At 38.9% G+C, this 25282-nt stretch carries 21 protein-coding genes and 2 pseudogenes; 3 read left to right on the forward strand and 20 right to left on the reverse strand.

Going from position 1 to position 25282, the window contains the following annotated elements; genetic code table 11:
* Nucleotides 1-11 precede the first annotated feature (11 nt).
* The 7 genes and pseudogenes from OW255_RS15260 to rimP all read right to left on the reverse strand — a co-directional run bounded on the left by OW255_RS15260 (nt 12) and on the right by rimP (nt 6822).
* The gene (locus tag OW255_RS15260; protein WP_268114551.1) at nt 12-962 is read right to left on the reverse strand and encodes a DHH family phosphoesterase; all 951 of its coding nucleotides are present in this window, start codon (nt 960-962) and stop codon (nt 12-14) included.
* Between the two features lie 12 nt (nt 963-974).
* Nucleotides 975-1337 (reverse strand): 30S ribosome-binding factor RbfA, encoded by a 363-nt coding sequence (gene rbfA, locus OW255_RS15265; RefSeq protein ID WP_268114552.1) that lies wholly within the window; start codon nt 1335-1337, stop codon nt 975-977.
* Nucleotides 1338-1425: 88 nt separating this feature from the next.
* Nucleotides 1426-4476 (reverse strand): translation initiation factor IF-2, encoded by a 3051-nt coding sequence (infB, locus tag OW255_RS15270; RefSeq protein WP_268114553.1) that lies wholly within the window; start codon nt 4474-4476, stop codon nt 1426-1428.
* A 52-nt stretch (nt 4477-4528) separates the two neighbouring features.
* Nucleotides 4529-4861: pseudogene (locus tag OW255_RS15275) on the reverse strand (L7Ae/L30e/S12e/Gadd45 family ribosomal protein); the annotation flags it as partial.
* Nucleotides 4854-5123 carry an RNase P modulator RnpM gene (gene rnpM / locus OW255_RS15280; RefSeq protein ID WP_026893349.1) on the reverse strand — a complete coding sequence of 90 codons (270 nt, stop codon included), beginning with the start codon at nt 5121-5123 and terminating at the stop codon, nt 4854-4856. The pseudogene OW255_RS15275 and the gene rnpM, both read right to left, overlap by 8 nt.
* 23 nt (nt 5124-5146) lie before the next feature.
* On the reverse strand, nt 5147-6325 hold the full coding sequence (gene nusA, locus OW255_RS15285) for a transcription termination factor NusA (protein WP_026893348.1): 1179 nt from the start codon (nt 6323-6325) through the stop codon (nt 5147-5149).
* A gap of 29 nt (nt 6326-6354) precedes the next feature.
* Nucleotides 6355-6822, reverse strand: a complete 468-nt coding sequence (gene rimP, locus OW255_RS15290; protein WP_026893347.1) for a ribosome maturation factor RimP — start codon at nt 6820-6822, stop codon at nt 6355-6357.
* A gap of 265 nt (nt 6823-7087) precedes the next feature.
* Here rimP and OW255_RS15295 point away from each other — a divergent pair, with 265 nt between their 5' ends.
* Both OW255_RS15295 and OW255_RS15300 read left to right on the forward strand, forming a co-directional pair.
* The gene (locus OW255_RS15295) at nt 7088-7855 is read left to right on the forward strand and encodes an ABC transporter ATP-binding protein (protein WP_268114554.1); all 768 of its coding nucleotides are present in this window, start codon (nt 7088-7090) and stop codon (nt 7853-7855) included.
* Entirely contained in the window at nt 7848-8645 is a 798-nt protein-coding gene (locus OW255_RS15300) for an ABC transporter permease (RefSeq protein ID WP_268114555.1), read from the forward strand. Before OW255_RS15295 ends, OW255_RS15300 begins: the two co-directional genes overlap by 8 nt.
* A 118-nt stretch (nt 8646-8763) precedes the next feature.
* On the opposite strand, the gene OW255_RS15305 is transcribed toward OW255_RS15300, so the two are convergent.
* A complete protein-coding gene (locus OW255_RS15305; RefSeq protein WP_268114556.1) occupies nt 8764-9381 on the reverse strand; it encodes a helix-turn-helix domain-containing protein in 618 nt (205 codons plus the stop codon).
* A 530-nt stretch (nt 9382-9911) separates the two neighbouring features.
* Between OW255_RS15305 and OW255_RS15310 the strand changes: the two are divergent.
* Nucleotides 9912-11043, forward strand: a pseudogene (locus tag OW255_RS15310) (IS3 family transposase).
* 466 nt (nt 11044-11509) lie between these two features.
* Here the strand turns inward: OW255_RS15310 and OW255_RS15315 are convergent.
* The 12 genes from OW255_RS15315 to OW255_RS15370 form a co-directional block, all read right to left on the reverse strand.
* Nucleotides 11510-14071 carry an SIR2 family protein gene (locus tag OW255_RS15315; RefSeq protein ID WP_268114557.1) on the reverse strand — a complete coding sequence of 854 codons (2562 nt, stop codon included), beginning with the start codon at nt 14069-14071 and terminating at the stop codon, nt 11510-11512.
* Nucleotides 14072-14542: 471 nt separating this feature from the next.
* Nucleotides 14543-15559 (reverse strand): pirin family protein, encoded by a 1017-nt coding sequence (locus tag OW255_RS15320; RefSeq protein ID WP_268114558.1) that lies wholly within the window; start codon nt 15557-15559, stop codon nt 14543-14545.
* Nucleotides 15552-16013: a MarR family winged helix-turn-helix transcriptional regulator gene (locus tag OW255_RS15325; RefSeq protein WP_268114559.1), complete on the reverse strand. Its 462-nt coding sequence runs from the start codon at nt 16011-16013 to the stop codon at nt 15552-15554. The genes OW255_RS15320 and OW255_RS15325 overlap by 8 nt, the downstream gene beginning before the upstream one ends.
* A 204-nt stretch (nt 16014-16217) precedes the next feature.
* A complete protein-coding gene (locus tag OW255_RS15330) occupies nt 16218-16994 on the reverse strand; it encodes a formate/nitrite transporter family protein (protein WP_268114560.1) in 777 nt (258 codons plus the stop codon).
* Between the two features lie 14 nt (nt 16995-17008).
* Nucleotides 17009-18226, reverse strand: coding sequence for an alpha/beta hydrolase family protein (locus OW255_RS15335; RefSeq protein WP_268114561.1), 1218 nt, complete (start codon nt 18224-18226; stop codon nt 17009-17011).
* Between the two features lie 137 nt (nt 18227-18363).
* A complete protein-coding gene (locus OW255_RS15340) occupies nt 18364-19005 on the reverse strand; it encodes a TetR/AcrR family transcriptional regulator (protein ID WP_268114562.1) in 642 nt (213 codons plus the stop codon).
* 148 nt (nt 19006-19153) lie between these two features.
* On the reverse strand, nt 19154-19507 hold the full coding sequence (locus tag OW255_RS15345) for a hypothetical protein (RefSeq protein ID WP_268114563.1): 354 nt from the start codon (nt 19505-19507) through the stop codon (nt 19154-19156).
* A 5-nt stretch (nt 19508-19512) separates the two neighbouring features.
* The gene (locus tag OW255_RS15350; protein WP_268114564.1) at nt 19513-20481 is read right to left on the reverse strand and encodes an ABC transporter ATP-binding protein; all 969 of its coding nucleotides are present in this window, start codon (nt 20479-20481) and stop codon (nt 19513-19515) included.
* Complete coding sequence (locus OW255_RS15355) at nt 20468-21556, reverse strand: ABC transporter ATP-binding protein (protein WP_268114565.1); 1089 nt, start codon at nt 21554-21556, stop codon at nt 20468-20470. The genes OW255_RS15350 and OW255_RS15355 overlap by 14 nt, the downstream gene beginning before the upstream one ends.
* Before the next feature lie 9 nt (nt 21557-21565).
* Nucleotides 21566-22483, reverse strand: a complete 918-nt coding sequence (locus tag OW255_RS15360; protein ID WP_024838530.1) for an ABC transporter permease — start codon at nt 22481-22483, stop codon at nt 21566-21568.
* Between the two features lie 17 nt (nt 22484-22500).
* A complete protein-coding gene (locus tag OW255_RS15365; RefSeq protein WP_024838531.1) occupies nt 22501-23460 on the reverse strand; it encodes an ABC transporter permease in 960 nt (319 codons plus the stop codon).
* A gap of 82 nt (nt 23461-23542) precedes the next feature.
* Nucleotides 23543-25282 carry a peptide ABC transporter substrate-binding protein gene (locus tag OW255_RS15370; RefSeq protein WP_024838532.1) on the reverse strand — a complete coding sequence of 580 codons (1740 nt, stop codon included), beginning with the start codon at nt 25280-25282 and terminating at the stop codon, nt 23543-23545.

A 25282-nucleotide genomic window follows, 5' to 3' on the forward strand; every position in this document is an offset into this window, starting at 1 on the left:
CGTCCGTTCTCCTAATTAAGCTGTTTTGCGATCTGATCTGATAGATTGTTGATCACATCGTGAACGCTTCCTGTCATTGTACAGCCAGCAGCCTTTTTATGACCGCCTCCGCCAAAGTATACAGCGATTTTACTCACATCAAGATCAGAAGTGGAACGAAGACTTACCTTATATTCTCTGCAGGCAGTCTCATACATAAAGATGGCACATTCCACACCTTCCGTTATCCTAAGCTGGTCGATGATTCCATCCATATCACTTCCTGAGACACCGTAAAACTCCATGTCTTTCTTGCTGATTGCGCTGAAGATACATTGGCTGTTATGAAAGGTTATGCTTTCCAGCAGTGCCCTTCCAAGAATTTGATTCTGAATATATGTTTTTCGGTAAAAGCTGTCATCGATGATTCTGGAAAAATTAATTCCTTTTTCCATCAGCTTTCCGGCTATTTCCATGGTCTTTCTGGATGTAGAGTCATATTTGAATACTCCGGTATCATGTATGATGCCGGTATAGATACATTCTGCCACTTCCCTGCTGATCTTAGCTTCATCAAGAAGGCCGTAAAGCACTTCACAGGTTGAGCTGGAATGTCCTTCCACAATATTTTCACCGGCATAGCCGATGTTGGTGATGTGGTGGTCTACACAGATGCTTTTTTTTGCCGTATTTAAATACTTCACCGCTTCTCCAAGGCGAAGGGTATCGCTGCAGTCAAGACAAATACACAGGTCATACTCCTTGTCTTTTGAAAAATCGCTGACAATTCGGTCAAAATGATTTAAATAATTAAATTTATCCGATGGCTTCTCTAAGTATACCACCGTCTCTATCTGAGGATAGTTTTCTTTTAAGTAATTATATGTTGCCAGACAGGAACCTACACAGTCCCCATCTGGTCTGACATGGCCCATAATGGCCGCATTTTTTACATCTTCAAGGATTGTATCAAGGTAACTCAAAGGTGCACCTCCTTAATCTTTGATGTCTTTTGTAACCTCTTCAATCAGTCTGGACATGTTAACGCCATACTCAATGGACTGATCCAGAATGAATTTAATTTCAGGTGTGTTGCGAAGATTGACTCTTCTTGCCAGTTCTCTGCGGATATAGCCTTCTGCGCTCCTTAAACCTTCAATGGTCGCTTTGCCGGCTTCCTCATCTCCCAGAATACTGATATAAGCCTTACAGAATTTTAAGTCTGGAGTTACCTCAACGGCAATTACAGTTGTCATAGGGTGGATTCTTGGATCCTTGATTTCCAGACGGATAATCTGGCTTAACTCCCTCTGGACTTCCATATTGATTCTTGTATTCTTTATACTGTTTTTACGCATGTTATTCCTTTCGCTTTTCATCCACATTTTCAAAAAGACCAGCCCGCAAAAACGGGCTCATCTTTCTAAAATCCAGGTGGAGTGGTTCCTAGCGGGGAACCTCCACCATGGTATATGCTTCGATCATATCGTCTTCCTGGATATCGTTAAACTTCTCAAATACAAGACCACACTCGTAACCGGTTGCTACTTCTTTTACATCATCTTTAAATCTCTTTAAGGATGCTAACGGTCCTTCGTAAATCTTTTCTCCAGCTCTTGTAATACGAACGCTGCAGCCTCTTACGAATTTACCATCCATTACATAGGAACCTGCGATCGTACCTACACCAGATGCCTTAAAGGTCTGGCGGACAATGGCGTGACCAGTAACCTGTTCCTCAAAGATAGGATCAAGCATACCCTTCATGGCTGATTCCACATCTGCAATCGCCTGATAGATTACTTTGTAAAGTCTCATATCTACTTTTTCCCGGTCCGCAATGGATTTAGCTGTTACATCAGGTCTAACGTTAAAGCCAATGATGATAGCATTTGATGCGGAAGCCAGGGATACGTCGGACTCATTGATGGCACCAACGCCGCCATGAATCACTTTTACCATAACTTCTTCATTAGACAGCTTCACAAGACTCTGCTTTACCGCCTCTACAGATCCCTGTACGTCAGCCTTTACGATGATTGGCAGTTCTTTTACAGTACCTGCTTTAATCTGGCTGAATAAATCATCCAATGATAACTTAGCTTTTGTATCTTCCAGTAATTTATTCTTACCTTCTGAAATAAATGTTTCTGCGAAGCTTCTTGCTTCTTTTTCAGTCTCAGTTCCAACCAGGACTTCTCCAGCATTGGGAACGTCATTCAGACCTAAAATCTCTACTGGAGTCGATGGGCCTGCTTCTTTTACTCTGCGTCCCTTGTCATCCATCATGGCACGAACTTTTCCGTAACAGGATCCGGCTGCAACGGTATCACCAACACGTAAGGTACCTTTTTGTACCAGTACGGTAGCTACCGGGCCTTTGCCCTTATCAAGCTCTGCCTCAATAATAAGACCTCTTGCACGGCGGTTTGGATTCGCCTTTAATTCTTTTACTTCGGAAGTAAGAAGAATCATCTCAAGAAGCTCTTTGATACCTTCCTTTGTATGAGCTGAAACCGGTACAAATACAGTGCTTCCGCCCCAGTCTTCTGAAATCAGCTCATGCTCAGATAATTCCTGCTTTGCACGATCAATGTTAGCACTTGGCTTATCGATTTTGTTGATGGCAACAATAATCTCTACGCCTGCAGCCTTTGCATGGTTAATGGCCTCTACGGTCTGAGGCATAACTCCGTCATCTGCTGCAACAACAAGGATTGCAATATCTGTGGACTGAGCACCTCTCATACGCATGGCTGTAAATGCCTCATGTCCTGGTGTATCTAAAAATGTGATGTTCTGTCCGTTCACCTCAACCGTATAAGCACCGATATGCTGTGTGATACCGCCTGCCTCTCTGGTGGTTACGCTGGTCTGACGGATTGCATCAAGAAGGGAAGTTTTACCGTGGTCAACATGGCCCATAACACAAACAACCGGTGGTCTGGTAACCATATCTTTCTCATCTTCTTCTTCCTCTTTTAACAGTTCCTCGATTACATCTACTTTCACTTCTTTTTCGCAGAGTACATCGTATTCCATCGCGATCTCTTCTGCCTGTTCAAAGTCGATTTCTGTATTTAAAGTGACGATTTTACCCTGTAAAAACAGCTTCTTTACAATGGCTGATGGCGTAAGCTTCATGCTTTCTGCCAGCTCTTTAATGGTCAGTCTCTCTGGGATTATGATGGTCTTAACTTCTTCGACCTTCGCTTCTCTGTGTACTGGTGGCAGGATTGGAGCTTTGCCCTTACCGCCTTTTACTGCACCTTTGTTTACGCTATCATCATCTTTGTCTCTTTTATCAAATCTGTCATTCTTATAGTTATTCTTTGTTGCGCGGTTGCTGGTAGGCTTTGCCTGGATTGGAGTATCAAAGGATCCTGTCTTAGCTCCGCCATCTCTTCCATTTCTTCCGCCTGGACCTTGTGGTCTTCCATCACGATTTCCCTGGTAGCCGCCCTGGCCCTGTGGTCTTCCATCACGGTTTCCCTGATAGCCGCCGCCCTGTGGTCTTCCATCACGATTTCCCTGATAGCCGCCTTGGCCCTGTGGTCTGTTTCCTTGGTAACCGCCCTGGCCCTGTGGTCTATTTCCCTGGTAGCCACCCTGGCCCTGTGGTCTGTTTCCCTGGTAGCCGCCCTGGCCTTGTGGTCTTCCATCACGATTTCCCTGGTAGCCGCCCTGGCCCTGTGGTCTTCCATCACGATTTCCCTGGTAACCGCCCTGGCCCTGTGGTCTTCCGTCACGATTTCCCTGATAGCCGCCCTGGCCCTGTGGTCTTCCGTCACGATTTCCCTGGTAACCGCCCTGGCCCTGTGGTCTATTTCCCTGATAGCCGCCCTGGCCCTGTGGTCTATTTCCCTGGTAGCCGCCCTGACCCTGCGGTCTTCCGTCACGATTTCCCTGGTAGCCACCCTGGCCCTGTGGTCTTCCGTCACGATTTCCCTGATAGCCGCCCTGGCCCTGTGGTCTTCCGTCACGATTTCCCTGATAACCTCCCTGGCCCTGTGGTCTATTTCCCTGATAACCGCCCTGGCCCTGTGGTCTATTTCCCTGGTAGCCGCCCTGACCCTGTGGTCTTCCGTCACGGTTTCCCTGGTAACCTGTGCTATGTTCTCTGCTCGTGTCAGATCCTGATGACGCGGACTGCTCACTTACCTGCTGGTTTCTTGCAGGATATTCTCTCTGAGATCCTGACTGATTCGGTCTCTGATCTCTTCCGCCCTGGCCCTGTGGTCTGCTCTGAGCATTCTGGGGACGAAATACTGCTGCTATTTTCTTCTTCGGTGCATCAGAATCATCACCTTCATGGGCATCAGAATGTCCCTGGGCGTTTGTTCTGCTGTGACCGCCCACTTCCTTTTTTACGATTGCTGCCTGTTCTTCTGAAATATTTGAAGAACTTTTTAAATTTATATTATGCTTTTCCAAGATATCCAGTATCTCCTTACTGCTGTCTTTGCCGAGTTCCTTTGCCAGATCATATACTCTCATGTTTTCCTCCATTCTGTGCACATTCTACAGCACATGCGGGTAGATGTGAAGGCTCATTCTCACACTCACTACCGACCATTGTATTCATTAGTTTCACGACTGCCTTAGCAAATCCACTATCCATAATGACGAGAGACGCCCGCATCTCTTTGCCCATAGCGTGGCCCAGTTCATCTTTACTTGCAAAGAAGTAGATTGGAACTTTATAGTAAGTACACATGTTGGTAAACATCTTTTTGGTATTATCTGAGGCTTCTTCTGAAACAATTACTAATGACGCCTTTCCTGCTTTTACAGATTTTTCTGTCATAAATTCCCCGCTGCCAATCTTACCTGCTTTGGTGGCCAGACCAATTAGATTCAGGATCTTCTGTCTGTTATCCAATCTGTTCCATCTCCTTTTCCAATGTTTCGTATACTTCCTTTGGTATTGCCATCTTAAAGGAACGCTCCAGCCCCTTATTCTTTACCGCCTTATGAAAACATTCCATAGAAGGGCACAGATAAGCGCCGCGGCCGTTTTTACGACCAGTCGCGTCAAGAACGATTTCGTCCTCCGAGGTCTTTAACACACGAATCATCTCTTTTTTACTTTTCATCTCACCACAGCCGATACACTGTCTGAGGGGTATTTTTTTTGTACTCAAGTTTCCATCACTTCCCGTTTTCTTTATTCCTGAATATTGCCGTCCTGATACTCTTCCTGGTAGTCTGATGCTTCTATATCGCCGCCTTCCTTATATTCACTTGCAAATTCTTCGAAGGATGTATTTCCATCCTGGTATTCAAGACCAAGTTCTTCAAAAAGCCCAAGTTCTCTTGCCTGTGTCTCACTCTTGATATCGATCTTGTATCCAGTCAGCCTGGCTGCAAGTCTTGCATTCTGCCCTTCCTTACCAATGGCAAGGGATAACTGATAATCAGGAACGATTACCTGGGCTTCCTTTGATTCTTCATCTGCTACGACACAGATGACCTTTGCAGGACTTAATGCATTCTCGATCAGATATGCAGGATTGTCATCCCAATTGATGATATCGATCTTTTCGCCTCTTAATTCATTAACGATGGAATTAACTCTGGCACCATTTAAACCAACGCAGGCACCTACCGGATCAACGTTTACTTCGTTGGATTTTACTGCGATCTTGGTTCTGGAGCCAGCTTCTCTTGCAATGGCTTTGATCTCTACCGTACCGTCTTTTACTTCTGCAACTTCAGATTCAAAGAGACGCTTTACAAGGTCAGGATGAGTTCTGGAAACAGAAATTCTTGGTCCTTTTGGAGTATCCTTAACTTCCAGCACAAGAACCTTGATACGCTCGGTCGCTTTAAATACTTCGCTTTTTACCATCTCGGTTTCATTTAAAATGGCGTCTACTTTACCAAGATTAATGCTCACATTTCTTCCAAGATATCTCTGTACAATTCCTGTAACCACTTCTCTTTCCTGGCAGAACCAGTCGTTATACAGTGACTTTCTTCCTTCCTCACGGATCTTCTGCAAAATAACGTTCTTGGCATTCTGTGTGGCAATTCTTCCGAACTTCTTTGAGTCGATCTGACAATGGATCACATCTCCAAGTTCGTACTTGGGATTTGTCATCTTTGCATCTGCAAGACTGATCTGAAGCAGAGGATCTTCAACTGTTTCAACCACTTCTTTTTCTGCAAATACATTAAAATCGCAGGTATCACGGTTGATGCTGACTTTAACATTATCTGCTTTGCCAAAATGGTTTTTGCACGCTGTAAGGAGAGAATTTTCAATCGCTTCCAGAAGAGTTTCCTTGCTTATGTTATTCTCCTTTTCCAGAATATTCAGTGCTTCTAACAGTTCCTTATTCATTTTTTTATCCTCCTAATATTTCTTACTGTTTAGAAATCAAATGCCAGCCGGATCAGTGCGATTTCCGGACGGTTAATCACAAGCTCGGTTCCATCTTCTATGGTTATGGTCACAGTTTCCTTATTATAAGACTGTAATGTTCCATTAAAATCTTTCTGTTTGTTCAATGCCTTATATAAACGGATATCTACTTCTTTTCCAATGCTTCGTTCAAAGTCTTTATCCTTCTTTAGAGGCCTTCCAAGTCCCGGGGAGCTGACCTCTAAAATATAACTGTCTTCAATGAAATCCTTTTCATCCAGCCATTCTCCCAGCCTCCGGCTGATGATCTCACAGTCATCTACTGTGATTCCGCCTTCTTTATCTATATAAGCACGTAAGTACCAGTTTCCTGCTTCTTTTATATATTCCACATCGACCAGTTCAAAATTGTTTTCTGTCATAAGGGGCATCAAAAAGCTTTCTGTCTTTGCTTCATATTGTTCCCTTTTTGCCATATTCCTCCCACCTTTCCAAACAAATGGAAAGAGTGGACTTGCGCCCACTCTTTATCCGTCAAACATTCATGTTATCCATAGTAGTATAGCACCGATTCCCAGGTAATGCAAGGGCTTTTTCTCTTTTTTCCCGTTATTCCCGTAATCCTCCACGATTCATTCCACTTCGACAAATAGAAAGGAAATTGTAGACATATCTTCACACTCCTTTTTATTGTACATATTATAACACTATATCAGATTAATATATCGAAAAGGAGGACCCATGAAGCCTAAACTGGAAGTTCGCGGGGTCAGTTACTCCTATCATTCCCTTGAGGGTGAGACGCTGGCCCTTTCTGATATATCTTTTACGGCAGAAAACGGGGAATTCCTTGCAATCGTCGGACCCTCCGGCTGCGGGAAATCTACCCTCTTATCTCTTCTCAGCGGATTGCTGACTCCTGATACGGGAGAAATTCTTATAGACGGTGTTTCCCAGTCTGAATCATTCTCAAACATCGGCTATATGCTGCAAAGGGATCACCTTTTTGAATGGCGGACGATTATGGGAAATGCGGAGCTTGGCCTTGAAATACAGAAAAAGCTTGACAGCAGTTCCAAAGAAAAGCTGCATCAAATGCTCTTAACCTATGGTCTTGGAAATTTTGAGCAGGCAAAACCATCTGAATTATCCGGAGGCATGAGACAGCGTGCCGCACTGGTCCGCACTCTGGCTCTGGAGCCTGACCTTCTTTTGTTAGACGAACCGTTTTCCGCACTCGACTATCAGACCAGACTCTCTGTCTGCGATGACATCAGTTCTATTATAAAAAGCACCCAAAAAACAGCAATATTAATCACCCATGATCTTTCCGAAGCAATCAGTGTTGCGGACAGGGTCATCGTACTGACAAGCAGACCGGGACGGATGAAAGCCATTGTACCGGTTTCTTTTGGAGATGATTATATACGGCCGCTCATGAGGCGAAACATGCCGGAATTTTCTGTCTTCTTTAATCAGGTATGGAAGGAGCTGCAGAACCATGATTGAGACTCATCCATCCTTAGCCCAGCAGGAATTTATTGAAAAGGAAAAACAGCACCGGCGTAATGTAAGGATCTTACGTCTGATGCTTCTGGTTCTCCTTTTATCGATCTGGGAGCTTAGCGCAAGACTGGGAATTATTAATGACTTTATCTTCAGCTCCCCTACCCGTGTGACCATGACCTTTATTGACATGGTAAAGGATCATTCCATTTTTGTTCATACCGGAGTGACGGTAATGGAAACCCTCATAAGCTTTGTTCTGGTTGTCGGCTTCGGACTCCTTATTTCCATACTTCTCTGGTCCAGCCGTAGCATATCTGAGGTACTGGAACCTTATCTCGTTATGCTTAACAGCCTACCTAAATCCGCCCTTGCCCCCATCTTAATTGTATGGTTAGGCAATAACATTAAGACCATCATTGTTGCATCTATTTCAGTTGCTGTCTTTGGTTGTATCATGACTCTCCACACGGGTTTCTCCCAAACAGACCCGGATAAAATCAAGTTGATTTATTCTCTTGGAGGGACAAAGAAGGATGTGTTATTAAAGGTATTGCTTCCAAGCTCGATCCCTTTGATTATCAGCAATATGAAGGTCAACATCGGACTTTGTCTGGTTGGTGTTATTATTGGAGAATTCCTGGCAGCTAATAAGGGGCTGGGATATCTGATTATCTATGGCAGCCAGGTGTTTAAGATGGATTTGGTTGTTATGAGCATTGTGATTCTCTGTATTGTGTCTGCGATTTTGTATCAGGGGATTTCTATTTTGGAGAAGAAGATTAAGTTTTAACTGTTTCATTCGTTTAAGGAGCTTTAAAGCATTCATTAATCATGCTGCAAAGCTCCTTAAACTTTCTCCTATCCTGCAACTGTGATTTTAAAAAGCTCTAATGCTATGCTATTTATTTTTATTCAGACCATTGCATTTGATTATCTGGAATTCCTAGTTCCCTACAACGTTCACATACTAACTGTTTTTCTTCCTGATTTCCAATGCTGTATTTCAAGATCAAATTCTTAAAAACGATATACTTAATATTATCAGACTTAAAATCCACAAACCAGTTTTCATTAGGCGTATCGCCTGATTTCATCACTTTTGAAATTTCTTCTGGAAAATTACTGTACTTTGAGGAAAAAAATAACACAGTCCAATATTTTGGTTTTCCTGCAGTCTTCCATATCTCTATTTTTTTTATTTCCAATAAGTCAAGAACGTTTTCTTCGGTAATACTTTCCTTTATTAATACTCCTTCATATAATGTACTGTTATCATTTATTGGCAGACTCTTTCCACAGCATGAAACATCTTTTACTCCATCAATATCAAATTCATCTTTTAATAATTCATCAATGGAAACTTTAAATAACCTGCTTAAAAAGATTATTTTTTCCATTTCCGGAATAGCAATATCTGATTCCCACTTTGTGATTGCCTGTCTACTCACATTACATAGCTCCGCTAATTGTTCTTGTGTAAGACCATTCTCTTTTCGTAAATATTGTATTTTCTCAGATAATTTCATAATGACTCCTATTTCACTAAATAATTATTTTGATATTTCTATTTTAGCAGAGACATTTTAGAATAGCTATTAACTATAAAGTTCTTTTATGCAACCAATAGTTGCACGAAATGAAGTTCAATAGTGCAAGACCTCCAGCCAATCATTATAAAAATATAATCACAGCTATAATTCAAATCATATATATTTAAAATTATAATTAATACTGTTGCATGCTTACCAATTCACCATATCCAACCATATCATTTTGTACCCACAGCTCTTTAAGATAAATTTTGTAGTTATGGGCATTGTAATTCTGTATTGTAGCTGCGATTTTATATCAGGGAATATCTTTGTTGGAGGATAAAATTAAGTTTATCTGTTTGATTTATAAAAGGAGCTTTCAGTAGAATACCCATCATACTGAAAGCTCCTTTTATCTATTTCACTATCTAATATGCATAATTTTTGGATCTATATTATAAAAGTGGGCACGATAAGTAACTATATATTACAATTAAGTAGACACAAAAAGGAGTTATCTACTCATGTCCACAAGCAAAACTGGAACACGGTATGACGAGGACTTCAAACGTACTCTCGTTAACCTTTATCAATCCGGCGGTAAAACACAGGCTGCTCTCTGTAAAGAATACGGGGTATCCCTACCCCCGCTTACCCGTTGGATCAAACAATACTCTACCGTTAAAACGGATGATGGCGAAGTCTTGACTGCCAAACAAGTGAAAGACCTTCAAAAACGCAATGCTCAGCTTGAGGAGGAACTCCTCATATTAAAAAAAGCGATTGCCATCTTCACGCCACACTCCAGCAACGATTAGATGCGGTTTATAAGCTTTGTTTTCAGCATGACACAAAAATTGTTTGCCATGTACATATTATAAGCATTTCCACTCCGTACCTGCTAACCACACCAAAGAAAATCAGGAGATAGCCAAACGAATTTTTCAAATCTATGCTGATTATAACAAGCGTCTTGGTGCATATAAGATTACCTATGTCCTCCGGCGTGATAATGGCATCCACATCAGTGTTGGACGAGTGTACCGACTGATGAAAACACTTCAATTACCACGTATGTCCACGGAAAAGACATATCGTTACTGTCGGCATAAAGATAATGGTAATTGCAACAATTATCTTCATCAAGAGTTCAACCCGAAATCCCCTGATATTGTCTGGGCTAGTGATTTCACTTATAATAAGGTCTCCAGGAAATGGTATTACCTTTGTATTGTAATGGATCTATTTTCTCGCAAAGTCATTTCTTGGAACATTTCAGCACTACCTGATGTCAATCTGGTATTGACTGCATTCAAAAAAGCTTATGATAGAAGGAGGTGCCCTGCAGGGCTCATGTTTCATTCTGATCGAGGATCTCAATATACTGCATTTGCTTTTAGACAGTTATTAGATTCTCTTAATGTAATGCAGTCATTTTCTAAGAAAGGCTATCCCTTTGACAACGCCTGCTGTGAAAGTCTCTTTAAATATCTAAAAAAAGAAGAAACCAACCGAAAAACCTATCACTCTTTACAGGAACTGCAGTTATCCGTATTTGAGTACATTGAAGGTTTCTACAACTCTAGGAGACCACATGTTTCTCTTGGACTGCTAACCCCTAATGAAAAAGAAGAACTCTTCTGGAATCAACCTTAGTAACTGATTCCAGAAAGTTTTTCTAATAATCGTGTCTACTTACTTGACTACAGTGCATATTCTCTCTTATGTTTTGTTTCTTCATATGCTGACTGCAATAAATATAAATCTGAATCCGCATTAATTATTCACTCAATTTAACCACTACAGCCATATTATAATGACTTAATAAAGAAATATATTAAAATTCAAGCTTATTTAGTAGCATTCTAATTTCTTTATATTTTTTAGACCCACACTACATGTAATATAAAAGAAAATGCGATATTGATAATTAAATATTTAACTATAAATGCTCTATACAATTTCACTTAGCTAAATAATATCACACGTGTTCTAATAGATTTATTATATTAATTAATAATGGTGGACATTGCAATAATTATAAGATACTTAGCTTAGTCAGACTAAGACATATATTAGTCACTTTATATACTTTTATTTAAACAAACCAACTAATATAAGGCTATATCGACTCAACTAAAACATCTATATCTTCATTACTCTGAATGCTTTGGCTCATTAAATTATAATAAGGGCTATTAATACTTATTCTTATTATAGATTGTTTACCTAAATAACACAATAATTTATAAAAATCTTGCATTGCATTAGCAATATATTTATCCTCTGATTTGTAAACTTCATTTAGTATATCACGAATTTCACAAAGCTCTTTAGTTGCAACATCAACCTTAAACTTTCGTATTAATTTAACTTTTTCAGTAACATAGCAACTAATTGAAAACGGTTTTGCTTTCTTAATATAAAAATCTTTGCTATAAATAAGTTCTTTTATAAGGCGTTCTCCTGTATCGAATAAAACTAAGGCCTCCGACACATTAGACTGACTATTAGCAAATTTAAGATAATTTCTTGCTATCGCATGCTTAATTTTAAAAGAATTTGGCTGTATATGTTGAGCAAATTTCAAGTGACTTAACGCTTTGGCAAAATCACCATTTTGTTGCTCATATATTCCTAACTGTAACCAATAATAGCTAATATTTTCAAAATAATCTTTTAATTCATATAGTAAATTTCCAATTTCTTTTATGCTAAATATAAATTGATCACTTAGTTTTTTTTCTTTGAGTAAACTTTGAAAAACAATAATCCATATATCATTATTTCCTTCATGTACATATCTTGAAATGAATATAAGTAATTCTTTTATAATGCCATAGACCTGTTGTCTGTTTTTCTTTATTATCTCATCCTGAAATAAAGAATTTCTTAAAGAAAGCCCTTGATCATCATACCTTATATAGTCTACTATTTTCAAATTTTTAATATCTATATTTACCGCCAAGTCAACTGCTTTCCCATATCTTTCATTGAATAATTCCATTGGATAGTATTCTATATCAGCTTTATCAAAAATTGCGATTTCTAACAATAATCTAATTTCGTCTCTTGATAAATGGCTTACATCTAACATTTTTCTTTTTAGCTTTTTTAGTATGCCTTTTCCATATGTTAAATCTATAATTAAACTAACTATACTACGCTTCCTTAAAATTTCTTGTTGTCTCTTCGTTCTAGGTAATTCTATCAAACTTGATAAATACTTTTTATCAGATAATTTTTTTTCTATTATTTTAGCATCGCTATCAGTTATTATATCTGTACACTCAAAATCAGTATAACAATTACCCTCTAAATAATATTTTTTTCTGTTATGATAATATATACGAGAAGCACATAAGAACACTACAGTTTTTCCTAAATAGTTATCTTGAAACATTTTTTCAATTTCATTATAATAATAACTTGCATTATCAATAATAATAGCGTACTGTGAAAAATCAGTCTTATTTATATATTTCTTGATTACATTTCTATTTATATACCCACCTTTATATTCCATTACTTCATAATCTTGATTATGTAGGTATACCCCTAGTTGCTTTAGTAATGTACTTTTACCAGAGAAAGAGCCTCCATATATGCAAAAGCACTTTGTAGTTGATTTTCGGGCTATTAATTCTTCTAATCTATTTTTTGCTAAAATTAATGTATCATTTTCAAATGTCCAACTTTCAAAAACATCTTGCCAACTGCAATTAAAACCTTGATAGATACTACTCTCATATGGCTTTTTGAAAATATGCATTATATCATCGAGTCTAAAAATTTTACTATAATTCAGTTCCATTCTAACTTTTTTAACTTCATCTGGAGCATAATTTAAAGTATGAAGAAATCTCAAAAATTGTTCTGTAGTCCATTCTATAACGCTTGCATTTAAATTCTTGGCTTTTTGCTTAAGAGCTAATGATGGATATGGCTCTATAAAAAACAACTTGTTTTTGTTACTCTGTAATTGTAAACTTCCGTAAAGTTGAAGATAGTATTCAAAGTCTGGTTCATCAAGTGATGCACCAATAAAAATGATGTCACTTGTGGAGTATAATTCACCTGTAAAAGCCATTAAACCCAAGTCAATTTTTTTTGTAATTAGCTCATTATACTCATCTTTACTAAATATATATCCTGCATCTGGTTTTTTAACATCTCCATGGAGTTTTATCAACATCATATTTTCGCCAATACTATTAGGTATATATTCCTTTAACCCATAGGAAAAATATGATTTTTTCACATTCTCATAAATATTTTCTACAAGATCATCAATATTTACAGTATATATCCGTTTCCACGGATAGTCCACTAAATATCCGTGAAACCCCTCATTATTAAATACTGATTTAGCCCTCGCATTTTTTAATCGTTCTGTCAAAAATTTTTCTCTAGCTGTTTTCCCCCCGTACATATCATCAATGCAACTACATAGTTCTCTTATTTTATATTGCTCTATTTCTTTATATTCCATCTCTGTAATTTCTTTTTGATTTACTTTACCTATTACAAAATTCTGAATTAATTCAAGACAGATCTCTTTTCCTGTCGGCATTGTACCGGAATCACAAATTGCATCTCTAGAAAAACCTGCACCTAAAAATAATGTTGGGCAATTCCCTATTAGACTGCTTTTCAGCTCCTTTACTTCTAATTCATCACTCATATCTCATCCCCCCCTTTTTAAACTATACGTTTAAATGATTATAATACGTTTAAAATAATACACTTTTAATCATAAACCGTTTATCAATATAAAATTACAAATGATAGAAATAATGTAATTTTATAAGCTTATTATATACACTTTTTTATTTCAAATCAACCATTATCCGTATATTATACTTTTATGGTAAATTTTATTTATTTAATATATAATAAATCATTTTATACTACAGCACTTCAAGATAAATTTGTTTGTTATGAGCATTATAATTCTCTTTATTGTATATACGATTTTGTATCAGGGGATTTCTTTGTTGGAGAAGAAAATTAAGTTTTAATTGTTTCATTAGTCAAAGGAGCTTTCAGTAGAATAATTATCATACTGAGAGCTCCTTTTATCTATTTCACTATCAAATATTCATAGTTTATGATTTACCAAGTATATCCTATACGTTTATACATGATTTATATATTACCTTTTTACCACACTTCCATCTGGATAGCGGGCGAATCTTCCCATCTCCCTTTCATGGACCGGCTCATCATCTGGCCATGGCCAGCCTCCGAACTGGGTATTCTGATAATCTTCATATGCATTTCGTATTTCCTGTTCGGAATTCATAACAAATGGTCCATATTGCACCACCGGTTCATTGATGGGCTCTCCTTCCAGTAGTAAAACGTAGCTGGTTTTATCTCCATTTACCACTGTAATGTCATCTTCTCCTGAAAGCTTGATTCGGGAAGAGGGATCTATGTTTTTACCGTCTATGGTAATAGAACCGGTTCCCTCATAAAAATACAGGTTGCGGTTTAAGGTCTTAGAACCAGCAATGATATGAAACTCTGCCTCTGGCTCCAGCTCCACAAGCTGGATTCCTACATGATTTTCTTCCTTTGCTGCCCATGAATTTTTCGTTGGCTCCAGGCTTTTTTTATCTTCACATCTTCCGGCAATTAATCGGATGGTTGCTGTCTTTCCTTTTTCATTGGTATGCTTTATCACTGGAATTTCTTCTGCCCATAGCATCTTGTAATCCGGGTCTGCGAATTTACTCCTTGCCGGTAGATTCAGCCAGATCTGAAATAGTTCAAGGGGATTTTCCTTATCCTGATGCACCAGGGGGAACATCTCTACATGCTGGCAGCCTGCTCCGGTGGTCAGCCATTGGACGTCGCCATTCCCATAACGTCCTTGGGCTCCCTTGGAATCAAAATGGTCAACAATCCCTTCCAATACAACGGTAACCGTCTCAAACCCACGGTGAGGATGAACCGGAAATCCGGGAACTGATTCACCATGGTACATGCTAAAGCCGTCTTTTCCTGAAAAATCATTACCCATTCTTCTTCCTTCTAAAGAAACAGCAGGTCCTTGTGCCTCATTCCCTGCCGGGAAATGATCCTTATGATGCATACATGCCAGGAACGGACTGTCCATTCCCCATTGGAAACCTATTTTTTCAATTGCCTTTATCTTTTTACTCATTTGATTCACTCCTTGTGTTTATTTTTTTCAACAGATGCACTAACATTTCCTTTTCCTCTTCCTCAAGTCCAGTAAAACTCTCTGCTAAGTCTTCCACATGTCTGGGAAATATCTCTTCTATTTTATCTCTCCCTTTTTGTGTGATAGCAATAATACTTGATCTTTTATCCTTTGGATTGGGGTGTCGCTCTATCATGGCATCTTTTTCTAAGTTGTTAATTACCACCGTCATATTTCCGGAGGTAGAAAGAATACTGTCAATGATCTCATTAATTGTTAAATCGCCTTTATGGTACAATGCCTCCAGCGCAGCAAATTGGGCAGATGTCAGACCTCCCTGATTAAAGATAGCACCAGCCCTCCTGTGAAGTGCCTGAGTCGTCCTGCTAAGTCCAATAAATGCCTTTAAATTGATATCATTTTCTTTTCCATAAGATATTTTGTTCTTTTTCATAGTTTCAATATATCACTAATTAGTGATAATGTCAATGTTGTTTTAGAGATATGAGGAAATCATAGAATTTAGACAATAAGGACAAGCCAGTATTTTAAATGCTGGCTTGTCCTTAATTATAGGATTGTATCCGATATTTGTGAATTGTTAGTAAGGCTGAGTAAAACAAACCACTATTTTTTCTATTCCAATAGAATTAGTTTATTAAATAATTTCTTTTGTCTTTGAGGCATACCAGTAAGGAACTCCCAAAAACAAAGAGGCTCCTGCCATATTCCCAAGTGTTACAATCAGAACATTCTTACACACCTCAAACAGTGTCAAATTAACATCGTGAGGCAGTAAAAGTGCTATTGAAAAAATCCCCATATTGGCTATCGAATGTTCAAATCCGGAAACAGCAAATGCTAAAACACAAAACACCATCATCATTAATTTAGCAGTTTCTTCCTTCATCTTATAGCAGAGCCAGATTGCAAGGCATATTACAAAGTTGCATAACACTGCACGGAAAAATAGCTGACTCATGGGTATATCAAGTTTGGAAAGAGCCGTTTTTTCAATGTATGCATCTGATATCCCGATCATTGCTTTGCTTTGTACATAGATAAAAGCTAATACCATGCATCCGATTAAGTTTCCGGCATAATTAATCAGCAAAAGCTTTGCTGTTTGTTTCAAACTCACCGTTCTCTTTAGATACCCAATGGTAAATACAAAACAATTTCCAGTAAAAAGCTCCCCTCCTGCAAACGTCAGTAGCCCCAGGGCCACCCAGAAGGTGAGCCCGATTGCTATTTTTCCATACATTTTTCCTTCCACCTGTATGATTGCAGCCGCAGAAAAGGAAAGGGCAATTCCTATGATAATAAAAAATCCTGACATCATAGCCAATACAACATACTGGAATAAGTTCTCGTTTAAAAATTCACTTTTCTTCTGTGCAGATTCTGCCACTTTATTGACTTCATTTGTATACATGACCGTACCTGCCACTACATAGTTTCAATCATGTTACAGTCAAATACTTCATCCAACCAGTCAAACATTACCTGATGGAAAAGTGCATGATTCCCCTCCTGACAATGCTCTTCTGCCCCTTCTTCTATTGTAAATACCCGAACCGTCTTTGGTGCCTTAATTTCCTCAAGTAATGCATCTAACTGATCTCTGGACACGAAATGATCCGTCTCTCCCATGGTCAGTAATACAGGGCATTTTATTTTACTGGCAATTCCTTTTAAAGAAGCCTTTTTCATCTCTTCAAATACTTCATAGCGGTGTTTCAGACCAAACACCCATTTTCCGTTATTCAGCATCCATCTTAGATTGGAATTTTGTTCCTCGGCCAACGCAAGCATCTGCTCTCGTCTTTCTTCAGGCAGCTCTAATACTTGTGCCAGCTGGGGATTCTGATTTAAAGTGGAATCGAAGGTATCGTAAAATACATTAAACGCAATACAAGCCTTCACTCGTTCTTCAAATGCGGCTGCTCTCGGTGCAAAGTACCCGCCCAGACTCATACCGAGCAGTGCAATTTTTTCCTTGTCAATTTCTTGTCTTGTTTCCAGATAATCAATCGCTGCTTTTACCGGAACCTCCGCATCATGGCGCATTACAAGATTTTGTTTACGAAGGGCTTCTCCTTGTCCTGGCATTTCAAAGACCAGACAGTGATATCCTCTCTTAATTGCTGCAGCTGCACCGCAAAAATACAATTCCTGTAACGTAGAGTCATATCCTCCAACAAAGATGAGAACTGGACGTTTCGTTAACTCATTTTTCTTATCCTCTAAGGCTCCGTAAAAATATCCTTTCAAATAAGTTCCTTCATAAGGGATTTTTACGATTTCGAAATGACTGTCTAATAAATCCATTCCTTTCTCAAAAGCCATGACACTCTTATCGAAATTTTCCATTCTTCTTTCATCGGTTCCATCCAAAAAGAATTCTCCCGTACGATAATAATTATGTGCTCGTAAAAAGGCCTCTCTGGCACTTACCTTATGGCTCTTATTCAAGCAATCAATTGCGGTCTGATAGGTCCTGTCCGCTGTTTTTTTCCATTCCAAAAACCAGCTTTCAAAGTTTCCTTCCTCCACTTTAGATACTGTAGCAAGGCATTCCCCTATTTCAGCACCTTGATATCCTCCATAAGTTGCTGCTCTTAATAATTCAAATGAAAACGCCTGATCGTTAAAATAAAATTTCATAATCGTTTCTCCTTATCATTCATTGTAATTATGCAGTTCACGTAATCCATTACTTTTGCATAATAGATTTTTATACAACAGTTTCATTGAACATTCAGTGAATAATTTTCTTTTAAATATACCCGGAAAATACATTGCTATATTTTCCAGGTTAAAAGCGTGTAATCTACGATCTGCTTCAGATAACTATCCCGATTACTATGATACATATTATGATTATCAAAGAAAACATCCTGCACAATGTAGGAATAGATTGCACTCCAAAACTGATTGACCATCATAAAAGGATCAAAGGAGCGAATTTCCTTTCTGTCCACATATACCTGAATCAGTTTCATGGTCTGCTCCATCAACAGGTTCACATGTTGATTAAAGCTTTTTGTATATTCCTCTGAAAAAACACTTTTTTCTTTTAATAAAATCATGAGTACATTTTTATCCTTTGCTATATAAGTGAAGAAAATGTTTCCCAGTGAAATCAGTAATTCTTTGATTGGCATGGTTTCCTTTAAGGCTGCAATCTCAGACTCTACCAATAAGTAACGTTCTTCCAGAAACTCATTGAGTATCAAATCCAAAATTTGTTTTTTCCCTTCCGGAAAATAGTGATAGATCAATCCGTCTGCCATGCCTATATTCTTCGTTATTTGCCTTGTGGTTGTAGCATGGTAGCCTTGTAATGCAAATAGTTCCTTTGCTGAGTTTAAAAGCTGCTCTCTTCGTTCCATTGCCTGAAGATCACGACTCGTGAGATTTGTTGTATCATTTTTTGCTTTCATTTCATTCACCGTCCGTTCAGTGAATATTATATACCTTCTTTTTTAAAAATGCAATGGTTTTATTTAGTTTTTTTGCTTGATAAAAAGATCAGCAATCCAATGATCTGGACTGTTAACTATTTCTGTATAGAAGAAACCAAGTCAGTGATTAATGGTTTAGCACAAATAATATCTCATCTACGATGCAGCCATATAGTAATATAACGATACTCATTATAATAAACGTTACTCTAAAAGAAAATATATGAAATCTCTGTTTCCATTCTAACCAGTCTTTTTCCTTACCCCTGTCTTTTTTTATAATAGACCCAGCACCTGTTATCAATCCCATACTACCAGCTGCAAATAAAATCCCTTTTATGCTCTCAAGAGTTGTTATCAAACTTCCTCTTGAAATAAGTAAACTAATTACACCACTTATTATCACTAAAGTGCAGCTAACAAAACTACTATACTTCATACATTTATAAAAATCCATTCCAACAATCTTTACACGTTCCATACTATTTAACCCTTTTGATATAAGTGACAGGCAACATAATGACCTTGTTCTACTTCTGATAATTTTGGTGCCTCACATTTACATTTATCCATTACTTTACAACATCTGCCTTGAAATTTACACCCTGGCGGCGTATTAATAGGACTTGGAACATCACCTTCTAACATAATTCTCTGTCTGGAATCTTCAATCTTTGGATCGGCAATAGGTATCGCTGACATTAACGCTTCCGTATAAGGATGAAGTGGGTGCTGATAAAGATTTTCTGATTCTGCGAGTTCTACGATAGACCCTAAATACATGACAGCGATTCGGTCGGAAATATGTTTCACCATTGCAAGATCATGAGCGATAAAAAGATAGGTCAGCTTCATCTCCTTTTGGAATTGAATCAGCATATTCGCAATTTGTGCCTGTATGGATACGTCTAGTGCTGAAATAGGCTCATCGCACATGATGAATTTAGGTTCAACAGCAAGAGCTCTGGCAATTCCAATTCTTTGTCTCTGACCGCCTGAAAATTCATGGATAAAACGGTTCGCATGCTCTTTATTTAATCCAACCAGTTCCAGCAGATGAGCAATCTTTTCCTCTTTTTCCTTCTTTGTTTTAGCCAGCCCATGAATTTCAATGCCCTCCCCAATAATCTCTGCAACTGTCATTCTGGGGTCTAAGGAAGCATAAGGATCCTGAAAAATAATCTGGACTTCTTTGTGAAACGCCTTTTTTTCTTTTCCCCTTAGTTTATGTACATTTTGTCCTTTATAATATACTTCCCCTTCCGATGCACGATACATGCCCACGACCGTACGGCCACAGGTGGTCTTTCCACAGCCGGATTCACCTACCAGACCTAATGTTTCTCCTTCTTTGATACGAAATGAAACATCATCAACTGCTTTTAATACATCATGTTTCCCCACATCAAAATATTTCTTTAAATGCTTCACCTCTAAAATATCATGACTGCTCATACGATTCACCCTCATTTACTGCAAAGTCATTTTCAATCAAGACTATCATTTTTCTGTCATTAAGGAACATTTTTTTATTAGACTCAGGTACTTCCTTATGATGCAGCCAACAGCTTGTATGATGACCGGCTTCAAAATGTGTTTTTTCAGGCATTTCTTCTAAGCAGACATTCATACAATAATTACAGCGTTTTGCAAATGCACATCCTTTGGGCGGAGAAATAAGGTCTGGTGGAGTTCCTTTGATGGTCTGCAAAAGTTCTTTGTTCTTCCACTCCAATTTAGGAACACTGCCAAGAAGTGCCAGGGTGTATGGGTGCTGTGGATGATAGAAAATGTCATCTCTTTTTCCGCTTTCAACAATTTGTCCTGCATACATAACAGCAACCTTATTAGCGGAACCGGCTACAATGCCAAAATCATGAGTAATTAAGATAACAGCGGTTTTTAGTTTATCCTTCAGACTTTTAATAAGCTCCATAATTTGTGCTTGAATCGTGACATCAAGAGCTGTCGTTGGCTCATCAGCAATCAGTATTTTGGGATTGCAGGCGATGGCAATGGCAATCATCGCCCTTTGCCTCATCCCACCTGAAAATTCAAAGGGAAATTGATCGATCCTGGTTTCCGGGTTTGGAATGCCTACTGCTTCTAATAATTGGAGAGCCTCTTGTCTGGCTTCCTTTCTGCTGATCTGCCTATGCTGGACAATATTTTCTATAATCTGTTTTCCGATTTTCATGGTTGGATTTAACGAAACCAAAGCATCCTGAAAGATCATAGAGCACTCTCCGCCCCGAAAAGCCCTTTGCTCTTTTTGACTCATTTCCAATAAGTTCTTTCCATTATAGATAATCTTACTGCCCTTTTTGATTTCACCCTGGGGAGCTTTGACCAGAGACATGATTGCTCTGGAGGTCACACTTTTGCCACAACCGGATTCACCAATAATAGCCAAAACTTCTCCTGCTTTTACCTCAAAAGAAACACCTCTTACCGCCTGCACTTCTCCAGCATAGGTATGAAAAGAAACTATTAAATCTTCAACTTTTAGTAAAGCTTCCTGACTCATCATGATTTCCTCCTAGTCTCTAAGCTGCGGGTCAAGTGCATCCCTAAGTCCATCCCCTAAAATATTAAACGCCAATACAAGTAAACATAAAAGTAAACTGGGAAACAATAAATGGGCAGGATAAAATGCCATTGCCTCCTGACCGGCTGAAAGTAATGTCCCCAAACTGAATGCAGGCGGCTGTAGGCCAATTCCTAAAAATGATAGTATGGTTTCGTCAAAAATAATATGAGGAATGGATGTAGCCATATCAAGGATTAATAAGCTTAAGGTATTGGGGATCAGATGTTTTGCGATGACTCTTCCTGTGGAGGCTCCAAGCGCCGCGGAAGCCATGATGTATTCGCTCTCTCTAAGCTTTAGAATCTGACCTCTTACCATACGGGCTGTACTCGTCCAGTTGGTGATACATAATGCAAATAATAAAGGCAGATAACCATTTCCCAATACAACTAAAATAATTAAAGTAACAATAAGATAAGGAATGCTATTTAAGACCTCTACAATACGCATCATCACATCATCCACAAAACCGCCCAGGTACGCCATAACCGCTCCGTAAATGCAGCCAATCACCACTTTTAGAGTTGCTGCAACAATAGCAACAATAATGGAAAATCTCAAGCCTTTCCACAAACGGGAAAAAAGGTCTCTTCCTAAATAATCCGTTCCCAGCCAATAGGTACTATCAGGCGGTAAATTTTTAATTTCCGGCGTTAAGGTTGTATAATTTTGACCACTTAAGCCAGGTCCTATGATTGACATAAGAAAGAGAATTATGAGTACAGCCATTGATAACAGGGCTAATTTATTTTTCTTTAATCTTCTCCAGGCGTCCTGCCAATAGCTGATATTCGGTCTGACGACCTCATCAGCATCAAACTTAGACTGATCAGCCAATTCAAACCTTTTATCTACCAATGAATTCATTCTATTTCCCCCTTCCCTTATTTCCCGGCACCGATTTTGATTCGGGGATCCACGATTCCGTATAAAATGTCTGTAACCAACATGGTGATGACCGTAATAATTGCGTAAAATGTGGTTCCTGCCAGGACAATGGGAATATCTCTTCCCTGAACAGCTTCTATGTAATATCGTCCCATGCCGGGAATGGAGAAGACCCGTTCTATAAACAGTGAACCAGTCAGAATACCTGCTACTGTTGACGGCAGAACAGTGATAATAGGAATAAATGAATTCCGTATCACATGATTCTTTACGATCTGCATTTCAGAAAGCCCTTTTGCCCTTGCTGTAAGGGTATATTCCTGGTTAATGCTCTCCAGCATACTTGTCTTTGTCAGTCTGGAATAATAGGCTATGAAGCTGCAGGAACCGGCTATGGTGGGAAGAATCGTATACTTCCAGCCCCCAAACCACAATTCCTTTCCTTTGGGCCAGCCAATAATAGGGAGCTTTAAGATATCTCCATTGGCACAATATTTCTGGAGCAAAAGGGATATAACAAGGGAAGGCATGGATACTAAAATCATAGCCCCTACTAAGATCAGCTTATCCCAGTAGCTTCCTCTCTTCATCGCTGCTATAATTCCCAGTAAGATGCCCAAAGTCACACCTAATAAAATCTGCTGAATGCTGAGCCTGATGGTCACTGGAAGTTTCGCCTTTAGATTTTTAGCAAATGTTTCGCCTGGTCTGATAATGGATTCTCCAAAATCGCCCTTAAGGATCAGCCCCTTCATGGTGATTACATACCGTTCCACCACGGGCTTATCGTATCCGTATTTTTCTATAATCTTGGTCTGCACTGTTTTTGGCAGTTTAGCAATCTTTGAAGTGAGTGCATTTCCAGGGATTGCTGACAGCAGGAAGAACGTAGCTGTTACAATCAAGAACAAGGTAATAAGCATTTCCAATACTCTTCGGATGATGTATTTTGCCATTTTCATTCTCCTACTCTATCACTTATACCAAAAGCACATCGACGTTTGCCGATGCGCTATGTGGTATAACCTTACCTTCTATTTACTGTTCCACAACATAAGCATATTTGAATTCATATTTTCCGCCAAAGATAGGATACTGAAGCCCTTTTAAGCGGTTATTGATATAACTATGTTTATCACGATAAAGAAGAGGTTTGATTGCTGCATCTTCTTTGATTAAGATACGTTCTGCATCCCCATATAGCTTCAGCCGTTTTTCATTATCCTGCTCTTTTTCTAACTGGTCCAGGAGCTGATCATAGGCTTTGCTGGAATACTTACCATAATTGCTGCTTCCACCGGTCCTAAAGATATCAATAAATGTCATAGGATCGTTATAATCTGCTCCCCATACCTGCATACACAAGTCAAATTCCCCAGCAACCTGTGCGGAATGTGCAAGCCCGAAGTCACCTACAATATTAAGATCTACCTTTATGCCTAAATTATCTTGTATCCGCTGTACCACATATTGCTCTATGTCTTTTTCTATGGTTGATTCGCCGTAACCTAAGAATTGAATGGTAATGGTGCTTAGATCATCCGTATCTTTTCCAAGCTCTTTTAATCCTTCATGAAAGAGCGCCTGTAATTTTTCCGGATTATTTGCGTATTCACTATATTCTTCTTTAATGGGTTCCGGGACCTCTGAACGATATTCTTTATCTCCGACTTTAATATTGGGCGTTACTAGGCCATAAGCTGCCGTGTATCTGCTATTGTAAACAGAATCAATAAATGTCTGGCTATCCAATGTATATGCAATTGCTTTTCTCACTTTTGCATTCTGCATGAGACCGCTGGGACATGATTCCTGAGTATTAAATGAAAAGTATTGGGATGCAACGTCCCCATCCGTATAAAGCTGGCATTTTCCTTCACTTGCCGCCTGATCCCATTTTTTCAAATAATCACCGGAAGCTGCTACAAAATCTAACTGACCTGCTTCAAATAACTGGAACTGGGTAGCCGTTTCATCAATCTGCTGTAAATCAATTTCTTCTAAGTAAACATTTTCTGCATCCCAATATTCTGGATTTTTCACTAAAACAGTGCTTTGGCTGGCGGTGTATTCCTTCACCATATACGGTCCGCAGGATAAGGTCTGCATTGCATCCGTACCATATGTATCCCCATATTTTTCAATATTGTCCACGCGAATTGGATCAAACATGGTATAGGATAATTTGTCAATGAAATAAGATTCTGGTTTTTCAAGGGTAAATTTAAGCGTATTATCATCGACAGCTTCTACGCCTACATCTTTGAAGTCACATTCGCCATTGTAATATTTCTCCGCATTCTTAATGGGGAATGCAAAAAAAGCATATGGACATGCTAAATCTGCGTTCAGCACTCTTTCTACCGTATCTACATACTGGCTTGCAACTACTTCTACCCCATCCGACCATTTATTTTTTCTTAAATGAAACGTATAGGTAAGACCATCTTCTGAAACCTCATATTTTTCACATCCGGCATTTTCCAGAACACCATTATTCTCTCGAAATAACCCTTCACAGGTTGCTAAGAAAAACGAACCGGACTCAGAATCACCAACCTGTGCGGTATCAAAGGTAATGACATGAAATTGCTGACCATGTGCAATCTGCTCTGATGCAAGTTTCTCTCCATTCGGTCCCTTTTTATCATTCTGCGAGGCTTGTTGAGTAGCAGTGGTATCCCCACTTGCAGATTTATCAGAGCCACCACATCCTGCTATACCAGTTGCAACTAGTCCTGTTACAAGCATCAGACCAATAAACTTTTTTAATCTCAT

The sequence above is a fragment of the Lacrimispora xylanolytica genome (assembly GCF_026723765.1).
GTDB lineage: Bacteria > Bacillota > Clostridia > Lachnospirales > Lachnospiraceae > Lacrimispora > Lacrimispora xylanolytica.

What these genes read in the sequence shown, in the direction of transcription:
- rbfA (WP_268114552.1), bottom strand. Translation starts at nt 1,337, where the DNA reads ATGCGTAAAAACAGTATAAAGAATACAAGAATCAATATGGAAGTCCAG.
- infB (WP_268114553.1), bottom strand. Translation starts at nt 4,476, where the DNA reads ATGAGAGTATATGATCTGGCAAAGGAACTCGGCAAAGACAGCAGTAAG.
- nusA (WP_026893348.1), bottom strand. Translation starts at nt 6,325, where the DNA reads ATGAATAAGGAACTGTTAGAAGCACTGAATATTCTGGAAAAGGAGAAT.
- rimP (WP_026893347.1), bottom strand. Translation starts at nt 6,822, where the DNA reads ATGGCAAAAAGGGAACAATATGAAGCAAAGACAGAAAGCTTTTTGATG.
- OW255_RS15295 (WP_268114554.1), top strand. Translation starts at nt 7,088, where the DNA reads ATGAAGCCTAAACTGGAAGTTCGCGGGGTCAGTTACTCCTATCATTCC.
- OW255_RS15300 (WP_268114555.1), top strand. Translation starts at nt 7,848, where the DNA reads ATGATTGAGACTCATCCATCCTTAGCCCAGCAGGAATTTATTGAAAAG.
- OW255_RS15305 (WP_268114556.1), bottom strand. Translation starts at nt 9,381, where the DNA reads ATGAAATTATCTGAGAAAATACAATATTTACGAAAAGAGAATGGTCTT.
- OW255_RS15315 (WP_268114557.1), bottom strand. Translation starts at nt 14,071, where the DNA reads ATGAGTGATGAATTAGAAGTAAAGGAGCTGAAAAGCAGTCTAATAGGG.
- OW255_RS15320 (WP_268114558.1), bottom strand. Translation starts at nt 15,559, where the DNA reads ATGAGTAAAAAGATAAAGGCAATTGAAAAAATAGGTTTCCAATGGGGA.
- OW255_RS15325 (WP_268114559.1), bottom strand. Translation starts at nt 16,013, where the DNA reads ATGAAAAAGAACAAAATATCTTATGGAAAAGAAAATGATATCAATTTA.
- OW255_RS15330 (WP_268114560.1), bottom strand. Translation starts at nt 16,994, where the DNA reads ATGTATACAAATGAAGTCAATAAAGTGGCAGAATCTGCACAGAAGAAA.
- OW255_RS15335 (WP_268114561.1), bottom strand. Translation starts at nt 18,226, where the DNA reads ATGAAATTTTATTTTAACGATCAGGCGTTTTCATTTGAATTATTAAGA.
- OW255_RS15340 (WP_268114562.1), bottom strand. Translation starts at nt 19,005, where the DNA reads ATGAAAGCAAAAAATGATACAACAAATCTCACGAGTCGTGATCTTCAG.
- OW255_RS15345 (WP_268114563.1), bottom strand. Translation starts at nt 19,507, where the DNA reads ATGGAACGTGTAAAGATTGTTGGAATGGATTTTTATAAATGTATGAAG.
- OW255_RS15350 (WP_268114564.1), bottom strand. Translation starts at nt 20,481, where the DNA reads ATGAGCAGTCATGATATTTTAGAGGTGAAGCATTTAAAGAAATATTTT.
- OW255_RS15355 (WP_268114565.1), bottom strand. Translation starts at nt 21,556, where the DNA reads ATGATGAGTCAGGAAGCTTTACTAAAAGTTGAAGATTTAATAGTTTCT.
- OW255_RS15360 (WP_024838530.1), bottom strand. Translation starts at nt 22,483, where the DNA reads ATGAATTCATTGGTAGATAAAAGGTTTGAATTGGCTGATCAGTCTAAG.
- OW255_RS15365 (WP_024838531.1), bottom strand. Translation starts at nt 23,460, where the DNA reads ATGGCAAAATACATCATCCGAAGAGTATTGGAAATGCTTATTACCTTG.
- OW255_RS15370 (WP_024838532.1), bottom strand. Translation starts at nt 25,282, where the DNA reads ATGAGATTAAAAAAGTTTATTGGTCTGATGCTTGTAACAGGACTAGTT.